Genomic DNA, 472 nt, shown 5'->3' on the forward strand with positions numbered 1-472 from the left:
GTGGTGTTAGTCGCCACGTTATCGTTAGTGGTTTTCAGCTGAGAACCGTTAACGGCGTCGGTGCTGGTGTCAGAGAGCTCGCCAGCGGTGACGTTAGTGATTTTGTTGGTGGCGTTAGTGCCGTGTGCAGCGGTGAATGCGCCTGCGGCGTCGTCCCATTTCAGGGCGTCTTCACTAAGGTCAGTCACCGTATCAGTCAGGTTAGTGATATTGGTGGTGTTAGTCGCCACGTTATCGTTAGTGGTTTTCAGCTGAGAACCGTTAACGGCGTCGGTGCTGGTGTCAGAGAGCTCGCCAGCGGTGACGTTAGTGATTTTGTTGGTGGCGTTAGTGCCGTGTGCAGCGGTGAATGCGCCTGCGGCGTCGTCCCATTTCAGGGCGTCTTCACTAAGGTCAGTCACCGTATCAGTCAGGTTAGTGATATTGGTGGTGTTAGTCGCCACGTTATCGTTAGTGGTTTTCAGCTGAGAAC

Annotated in this window: 1 pseudogene; it reads right to left on the minus strand. The window is 53.8% G+C overall.

The features are described from left to right. Positions 1-472, minus strand: a pseudogene (locus tag BEB42_RS25965) (adhesin); the annotation flags it as partial.

Origin of the sequence: Escherichia sp. MOD1-EC5990, assembly GCF_002965285.1 — a bacterium.
GTDB classification, from domain to species: domain Bacteria; phylum Pseudomonadota; class Gammaproteobacteria; order Enterobacterales; family Enterobacteriaceae; genus Escherichia; species Escherichia coli_F.